The sequence below is a fragment of the Acinetobacter lactucae genome, assembly GCF_013344765.1.
In the GTDB taxonomy this organism is placed as follows: domain Bacteria; phylum Pseudomonadota; class Gammaproteobacteria; order Pseudomonadales; family Moraxellaceae; genus Acinetobacter; species Acinetobacter lactucae_A.
The window spans coordinates 1-7,755 of sequence record NZ_JABVBF010000163.1; the positions used below are offsets into that span (position 1 = coordinate 1).

The window sequence follows — 7,755 nt, forward strand, 5'->3', positions numbered from 1 at the left end:
GCACATAACCCAAATAATATGAACGCAGCTATTTTAAAGTGTCGGTAATATTTTTGAGCTATCGATTTGAAATGACCTCCGGATTTTGGTGATCGATATTTCTCGCTCCCCATAAATAACAAATACATACCTAATAAAATCAAGATGAAAGCTATAACAATCATGAGTTCACCTCAGTATTTAATTTATTCAGTTTTTTTTGAATTTTTGCGACAGCTTTATGTTGGATAGGCTGAATTTTGCAGAATATAAAAATGGCTAACGCTGCAAATATCCACAAAAACACATCTACACGTGCAAAGGTCCAATAATCCCTGAAGTTTTGTACATATTCATGTTTGAGCAAATAACTTAGATTTAAGATGGGAAGTGCAATACTGAGCATAATAAAAACGCAAAGTTGAGTTCGCCACAAATGCTGCTTTTTAGTGAATAAAGCAATGAGGAAGCTAATTAGCCAGACCAAGAAAAAGCTATAAACTTCATAATTGATTGTGGTTGAAGTAACTGTAAACAATCGATTTGCACTTAAATAGGTAACAGTGGCACAAGGCAATCCTACAAATGCTGCAACATTTAATCGGTCAACTAAATAGTGTCCGAAATGAAACTGACTATTTTTATTTTGAATTTGGCGTTTAAGACTCCAAAGTAACAATCCTGAGGCAATCATTACACAACCTAGTATGCCTGAGAAAAAGAATCCTAAGCGAAGTAAAGGTTGAGCAAATGTCGCCATATGTAGGCCATAGACACCCGCATTTAACGTTGCAATAGCACTATTATTACGTGTATCTGCCAAGACTTTGCCCGTTGAAGCGTTTAAGGTAATTTGAGCCTGATTACGAGTGATAGAGTGATCTTCTTTTTGAACAAAAGTAATTTGGGCTTGATTGGTATTCGGGTTTTTTACACTAATCGTTGATAAAGGTTGATTGCCCCAATTTTGTTGAACTTGGCTTAATAACTTATCAATAGCTAAGTTTTGAGCAGGTTGAATCGAATGATTCTCAATGACAGTTTTTGTGCGAATTTCATTAAAATATTGATAAGGATTTTCGGGATAAATCTTTTGCATTCCCCAAGGCAGATATAAATAAAAGAAAATAGCTAAGCCAGTAAATGTAATGGTTAAAAAGAAGGGCAGAGCAACAACTGAAGAAATATTATGAAAGTCTAGCCATGAACGCTGAGACTTAAATGTACGTAAAGTAAAAAAGTCGGTGAATATTTTTTTATGGGTAATAATGCCTGAAACCAGAGCAATCAACATAATAAATGCGGCTAGACACACGACTAATCGTCCAAAGATTATTGGAATGCCAAAAAGTTGGTAATGGAAACGGTAAAAAAAATCACCGCCTAGAGTTGCCGAAAGTTGAAGTTCTTTTCCCGTGTTAGCATCAAGTGTGGCATTGCCATAACCGCCGTCAGCTTTTTCCCAGTACATCGTGTTGACGGGACTTTCTGGTGTAGCCACAGTTAAATACCAAGATTTCGCATCTGGAGCGTTTTCTTGTAAATATTGATATGCTGTTTTAATAGCAATATCTTGTTTTACTTCATATTGTGCAAGTGCAGGCTGCATCCATAAATTAATTTCATGGCGATAATAGGACAAACTTCCCATTAAGAAAATGGCAAATACGAGCCATCCAAAAATTAAGCCAGTCCATGAGTGTAGCCATGCCATAGATTGACGTATACCTTTATGCATAACCTACCGTCCGTGTCACAATAAAGAAAAGGGCTAATAGCGCGATTGATAGAATGGTCAGTCGCAATAATGATTGAATGCAGAACCCAACAATCACAAAGACTACGTAAAATAAAATCGCTATAAATGCTGAAAGATAGATAGCTTCAGCTTTGTCCAGATTCAAAAGGAAAATTCCAGTGAGTCCAAGACTTAAATACGTCATACAGGCAAAGCCCATACCGAAAACTAGCAAGAATCGATAGAAAACTTTTATACGATATGACACTGGGAGATTTACAGTTTTGGACATCTTTATTGACACATAAACAAAGAATAATAAGTAAAGCCAATCCCTAAATTGAGATTGGCTACAGTATTAATATTTAAACTTTACAGCAACTGTATAGTTGGCAGAAGGGCCATAAAAGGCTTGGCCATCTGGAAAACTATTTAAATATTTCTTATCAAAAATATTATTACCATTTGCTTGAAGCGTAATATGATTGTTGAGTTCATAGCTCGCCATTAAATTGACTAAAGCATATGCATCTTGTCTAATTGTACTGTTAACATTTGAATCATATAATTTTATCCCATCTTGCCACTGTAAGCCTGCACCAACTTTCAGCTTAGGTAAAACTGGCGGCGTGTAGGTGGTTAGCAAATTAAGTGTCTGGTTTGGATTGTAGGTTCTTGCCTCGCCACCATTTTTAGTATCTTTAATACTAAATTGAGCATAGCCGAAAGAAAGATTTACGTTATCAGTAATTTGACCTGATAGGCCAACCTCCACACCTTGTGACTCTAAATCACTCGTAGGTACTTTGCGGTTAAGTGGATTTCCATCCGAGCTGCGTAGAGGGTAATTATTTTGTTCCGTTTTAAATACTGAAAGTGTTCCTGTTAAACGGTCATCTAGCCAAGAGCTTTTTACGCCCATTTCATAGCTTTTACCATCAATAGGTTTTAAGGCTTGATTGGTATCTTTATCAATACCAGTTTGAGGACGGAAAATTGAGGTGTAACTCATATAACCTGTATATTCAGGTGTAAAGTTATAGGTTAGTCCAACATATGGTGAGACTTTACTTTCACTATATGACATTGGTGAACCATAACTTTCACCTTTACTTTCAGCTTGGACATAGTTTGCACCAAGTAAAAGTTTTAAATCTTCATTAACATGTAAGCGTGTCGCAGCATAGATGGAATTAATATTTTGCTTATAGTTTGCAGCTTCTGTGAAATCTGACCAAGTTATAGATTGCGGTGTCCAGCTTGCCCAATTTGTCGTGAGCTGACGTAAATATCCTTGAGAGTAATCATTCAAAATATTAGCATCGTTAATAAAACCTGAAGATTGCTTATCTTGCTGATGGTTACGTACGTAGCTGTAGCCTAAAGTTGCCTCATGTTCTCGATTGAAAAGTTTATATGTTCCTTCGAGATTAAAATCGACAGCATGTTTTTCTTGATGTTCTTGTCCTCCCCAAGCTGTTAAAGCAACATCAGAACCATCAGCTTTGGGATATCCATAATAATAAAGAAGACGACTATTATGCTTGGTATCAAGATAGTTATAAGTCAGCTTAGCAGTCCATAGGTCATTAATTTTTTGTTTTAATTCAACAAAAGCATTTTGTGTCTCATTATCCCAGTGCGCCCAGTCAGGGTTAGGGTTATATGAGCGGTCATATGAAATTTGTTTACCATTGGCATCTAACAAAGGCAGAGCACCCCAGTTGTTTGCATTGGGTTTATTTTGTTCTTGGCTATAACCTGCGGTAAGTAAAGTACTATCTGTCAAATCAGCTTCAATAATACCTGCAAAACCATTTCTCTCTGACGAATATCGATCAAGGTAAGAATCACCAGTTTGCTCATAGCCCATAATACGGCCACGTACTTTTCCACTCGGTATGATTGCGCCAGAGACATCAGCTTCATAACGCTGCGTATCCCAAGAACCATAACTTACACCGCCACTTGCTTGGAATTCTTGAGTCGGACGTTTTCTAATATTGTTGATTGTTGCGCTCGGATCACCGAAAGCATTGGTTAAAGAATCAGCACCTTTAACGACTTCTACACGATCATAGAAATAAGTATCAGGATTCGTATTGTTATAGTTATAACCTGAAAGGGGAAAACCCACGCCGTCAGTTAATATATTTGAAATTTCAAAGCCACGAGCCATATAAGTGGTTCGTTCTGTCTCTTGATTAGATACGGTTACCCCAGGCGTGTTTCTTAAAACATCTCGGGTACTAGTAAGCCCGAAATCTTCAATTTGCTGTCGAGTAACGACATTAATGGTTTGAGGAGTTTCTTTAGCTTCAATATTCAGCTTGGTTGCGCTACTCGAATTTTTAACATTATATGCTTTGGTTTGTTCAGATGACTGCTCAGCATTTGATGCTTTAACTTGGATCGTCTGTAAAGATTGTACCTCTGAGTCTTGAGCATAAGAGAGATTTGCATAACAAATCGCGCAAGCGATTACGGTAAGCTTAAATGGTCGAGGTGGGATATTCATAATATTAAAGATAATGTAAATAATTCTCATTTATTTTATTGTTTGTAAATGTAAGCTACAATTCAAATTGCATTGTTAATTTAGATTAAAAGATGGTGAATGAATGTAATTTTAGATAGCTTGTGCTGTGGTTGCTCTTGGTAAGTACTTATCGATCAAGTTCAAGATTGATAAACCTCTATGCTAGAATGCATTATTTCAAATTCTTGGGTAAATCGCCTTGGCAAATCGAAAACTTAAAATAGGCATTGTAGTTGGGGAAGTTTCTGGAGATACGCTTGGTGTGAAACTTATGCGTAGTTTTCGAGAACAAGGAATCGATGCCGAATTTGAGGGAATCGGCGGTCCTCAAATGATTGCTGAAGGTTTTAATAGTTATTACCCGATGGAAACTCTGTCTGTAATGGGGATTGTTGAGGTACTAAAAGACTTAAAAAAATTATTTGCCGTGAGAGATGGGTTAATTAATCAATGGAATCAAAATCCAGTTGATATTTTTATTGGTATTGATGCACCAGATTTTAACCTCAGACTTTCTAAAAGTATTAAAGAAAAGAATCTTCCAATAAAAACAGTTCAATATGTGAGCCCATCAGTTTGGGCGTGGCGCCAAGGACGTGTTCATGGCATAAAACAGAGTATAGATTTAGTACTTTGCTTGTTTCCTTTTGAAAAAGTCTTCTATGAACGATATGAAGTTCCAGCAGCATTTGTAGGACATCCGCTAGCAAAACAATTACCACTTGAGAACCCAATTCAAATTGCCAAACAACAATTGGGTATTGATGAAAATCAAAAACATATTGCGTTGTTGCCTGGTAGCCGCAAAGGTGAAGTAGAAAGACTTCTTCCGATGCTGTTGGGTGCTGCCAATATTTTGCATACGAAATATCCCGACATTCAATTTTTAATTCCGGCAATTAATGATGCTCGTAAGCAACAAATTGCGCAGGGTGTTGAGCAATTAGCGCCTCAGTTAAAGGCAAAAATTCATATTTTAGAAAATACGGATAGCGAGTCAAAAATTGGCCGTATGGTGATGAATGCAAGTAATATTATCGCTTTGGCATCAGGAACTGCGACATTAGAAGCCATGCTCATGCATCGACCAATGGTCACTTTTTATAAATTGCACTGGTTAACTTATTTAATTGCTAAATTCTTGGTGAAAATTCCTTATTATTCTTTACCGAATATTATTGCAGGTAAGAAAGTTATTGAAGAGCTGATTCAAGCCGATGCAACACCTGAAAATTTAGCAGCAGAAATAGAAAAACTAATGAATGTTGAAACCGCTCAAATTCAGGTGATGCAGCATTTAACTATGCATAAACAGCTTATTTCTGGAAATACGGAAGACCCAGTTCAAGTCATCCTAAATGTACTAGAGAAGTAAAAAAAGGCATTCTTATGAATGCCTTTTTATTTATGCACGTACAATCAGCTCGTACCCTGTATATTTACGAATGTTGATAACACCAATATCAAAAATTAAATATTGGCCTTTAATCCCTTGTAAGACACCGCGAATTTTTGGTGTTTTATCTAAGTTTAAAGACTTAATTTTTTCAGGATATTGTTCAACTGGATAAACAAACTCACGAGGCAATTCATTTTCTAGTAGTTCAACCGTTTCGTTAAATTCAAGGTTTTGACTGAATTCATCACGAATAGTTTGAATTTTAGGGGCGAACTCTTCAATTAACTGATCACGTTGTTCTGTCAGTTTCAGAGGTTCAGCTTCGCCTTTAAGCAGTTTACGCCAATCAGTTTTGTCAGCAACTAAAGAACCAAACATAGTTTCAAGCTGACCAGATAAACGGCGTGATCCAACCTTTAAAATAGGTAAGGCTTGGGTTGCCCCTTGATCTAACCAACGACCTGGCATATGACTAACACGGGTAATACCTACTTTTAGAGCACTTGAGTTTGCCAAATATACAATATGAGGTTGAAAACAAACGCTATGGGCAAAGTCATCTTCGCGACATGTACCTAAATGATAGTGACATGTTTCAGGTTTCATAATACATAGGTCACATTCTGCTTTAGTTTTAAAACATTTAAAGCAGTGGCCTTGAGAATAAGACTTTGGTGTTTTAGCGCCACATGAAGTGCAATAAATATTACCTGTCCATTCGATTTCTAGTTCTTGTCCTAAATTAAAAGGAAGATCAATTTCTGAACGGTCTAATACAAATTTGTATTCAACATTTGCCTTGGTTGTCTGTTGATCAGTTACACTAGCATCTTTTAGGCCTGCATGCATTTTATGGCAAATGCCTTGTAGTTCCATAAAGTTTAAACTCACATCTTTCAATTAAGGGTTGCAGTTATGGCTGAACAAAATGTCATCACTTCTATGCTAGACGATTTATCAAACGAACAGCCCATTCATACTGCACTTTGTATTGGCCAGAAAATTGACCGGAATAATGCAATTCAGTGGCACTATTTTAGCGTAACTGAGCTTTTAAGTCTGCCTTTTACTCAGCGTTATGATTTGGGTTTTGTATTGTTTGATACTGATGAAATGCAAAACATCAGCGATGTGCAAAAATCACAATTATTAGTCAAGCTAAGAGATTTATTAGCAAAGCGAATTGTTGTAGTAAGTAAACGCAGTGATGAACAATTATTACGTTCTTTAGGGTTTACTCAACTCATTGATAAAACCTCACATGATAGTGATTTTGCTTTATGGCAATTTAATATATTGACCTATAAACATGTTCCAGACTGGTTTAATTCAAAGTTCTGGGCGAACCCCGAAAACTGGAATAAATTCCGTTGGTAAAAAGGCTTTAAATCTCTTTCAAAATTTAACAATTTGGCTTTTGCTGTCTTAACATGAATCCGCGTATGCTCATGTATAAACCATACATAAGAGTTACACATGACAAATTTAAGCAACATTGTAGAAATTTTGGCTAAGCAGGCTTTAGGTGGGAACCAGCAAGCATCAGGTCAAGGTGGTTTGGGTGGAATTTTAGGATCAGTACTAGGACAAATGGGGGGTAATACTACTTCTGGCGCTCAAGGCGGTCTTGGTGGAGTGCTAGGTTCTGTATTGGGACAAGTAACTGGCAGTAACAATACGCCTCAAACAGGTAGCGGTGTACAAAGTTTATTAATTGCAGTTGTGCCTTTAATCTTGGGTTGGGTGCAGCAACAAGGTGGTTTGCAGGCTGCTCTCGAAAAATTAAAAGGTGCTGGCTTAGGTAGCCAAGTTCAAAGCTGGGTTGACCCAAATCAAAACAATAGTGAAGTTCCTACTCAGCAGTTACAGAGTTTATTTAATCCAGCCGATATTGAACAAGTTGCACAGCAAGCTCAAGCACCAAAAGAACAAGTTTACGGTGCAATTGCTTCTGTCTTACCTCAGGTGATTGATTCATTAACACCTCAGGGTGAAAGTACTGACCCTCAAGAAGCAAATCAAGATATTCAAAACGTGATGAATCTTGTAAGTGGTTTCTTAAAATAAGATATAAATTTCAAAAAAAAGCCGATATAAAAG

General features: G+C 36.8%; 7 protein-coding genes and 1 pseudogene. 3 read left to right on the top strand and 5 right to left on the bottom strand.

What is annotated here, in order from left to right; genetic code table 11:
• The 4 genes and pseudogenes from HUN22_RS18205 to HUN22_RS14005 form a co-directional block, all read right to left on the bottom strand.
• Nucleotides 1-164, bottom strand: a pseudogene (locus tag HUN22_RS18205) (DUF1634 domain-containing protein); the annotation flags it as partial.
• On the bottom strand, nucleotides 161-1,717 hold the full coding sequence (locus HUN22_RS13995; RefSeq protein WP_217488190.1) for a PepSY-associated TM helix domain-containing protein: 1,557 nt from the start codon (nucleotides 1,715-1,717) through the stop codon (nucleotides 161-163). The gene HUN22_RS13995 and the pseudogene HUN22_RS18205, both read right to left, overlap by 4 nt.
• Nucleotides 1,710-2,009 (bottom strand): hypothetical protein, encoded by a 300-nt coding sequence (locus HUN22_RS18210; protein ID WP_174730491.1) that lies wholly within the window; start codon nucleotides 2,007-2,009, stop codon nucleotides 1,710-1,712. The genes HUN22_RS13995 and HUN22_RS18210 overlap by 8 nt, the downstream gene beginning before the upstream one ends.
• A gap of 66 nt (nucleotides 2,010-2,075) precedes the next feature.
• Nucleotides 2,076-4,235 (bottom strand): TonB-dependent siderophore receptor, encoded by a 2,160-nt coding sequence (locus HUN22_RS14005; protein WP_174730495.1) that lies wholly within the window; start codon nucleotides 4,233-4,235, stop codon nucleotides 2,076-2,078.
• A gap of 220 nt (nucleotides 4,236-4,455) precedes the next feature.
• Between HUN22_RS14005 and lpxB the strand changes: the two genes are divergently transcribed.
• Nucleotides 4,456-5,631, top strand: a complete 1,176-nt coding sequence (lpxB, locus tag HUN22_RS14010) for a lipid-A-disaccharide synthase (protein WP_174730498.1) — start codon at nucleotides 4,456-4,458, stop codon at nucleotides 5,629-5,631.
• A 30-nt stretch (nucleotides 5,632-5,661) separates the two neighbouring features.
• Here lpxB and HUN22_RS14015 read toward each other — a convergent pair whose 3' ends face one another.
• Nucleotides 5,662-6,531 (bottom strand): DUF2797 domain-containing protein, encoded by an 870-nt coding sequence (locus tag HUN22_RS14015; RefSeq protein WP_174730501.1) that lies wholly within the window; start codon nucleotides 6,529-6,531, stop codon nucleotides 5,662-5,664.
• Nucleotides 6,532-6,570: 39 nt separating this feature from the next.
• Here HUN22_RS14015 and HUN22_RS14020 point away from each other — a divergent pair, with 39 nt between their 5' ends.
• Nucleotides 6,571-7,032: a DUF6231 family protein gene (locus HUN22_RS14020; protein ID WP_174730504.1), complete on the top strand. Its 462-nt coding sequence runs from the start codon at nucleotides 6,571-6,573 to the stop codon at nucleotides 7,030-7,032.
• 99 nt (nucleotides 7,033-7,131) lie between these two features.
• Complete coding sequence (locus HUN22_RS14025) at nucleotides 7,132-7,722, top strand: YidB family protein (protein ID WP_174730507.1); 591 nt, start codon at nucleotides 7,132-7,134, stop codon at nucleotides 7,720-7,722.
• Nucleotides 7,723-7,755: the final 33 nt, after the last annotated feature.